We start from the raw sequence: 341 nt of genomic DNA, 5'->3' as shown, positions 1-341 counted from the left end.
ACGAAGTTCGGTCGACCGCCCGTGAACCCCGAGGTCGTAGATCGCAAGCTCGCAATCGCCGCCGAAGAACGGGCGAAGGGGCGCACGGCCGAGGAGGCTGCGCGTCTCGTGGGGTGGTCACGGGCGACGCTCTACCGCCACCAGCGGAACACGGCCGCTCGCGAGAGTGTCAAGCAGGCTTGACATGGACGGGCCGCAGAAGTGGAACATTCTGCGGCTCCACATCGAAGACGGTATCCCCTTAGCGAGCCTTGCGCGCGAGACCGGGATCGGCACGCGCACGCTCTCACGCTGGCACTCCGCCTATCGAGCCGGTGGCGTCGCCGCTCTCGAACGGACAC

1 protein-coding gene and 1 pseudogene are annotated in these 341 nt (G+C 67.4%); both read left to right on the top strand.

The annotated features are described in order from the left end of the window. A pseudogene (locus tag ACFWJO_RS39835) lies at positions 1-183 on the top strand (recombinase family protein); the annotation flags it as partial. A gap of 1 nt (position 184) precedes the next feature. After that, positions 185-341, top strand: a 157-nt coding sequence (locus tag ACFWJO_RS39830) for a helix-turn-helix domain-containing protein (RefSeq protein WP_386873205.1), incomplete at its 3' end; no start/stop codon positions are given.

Source organism: Streptomyces sp. NPDC127092, from assembly GCF_042722475.1.
Taxonomy (GTDB): domain Bacteria; phylum Actinomycetota; class Actinomycetes; order Streptomycetales; family Streptomycetaceae; genus Streptomyces.
Note: the sequence above shows the minus strand (reverse complement) of the source record. Positions and strands in the feature narration are given on the sequence as shown.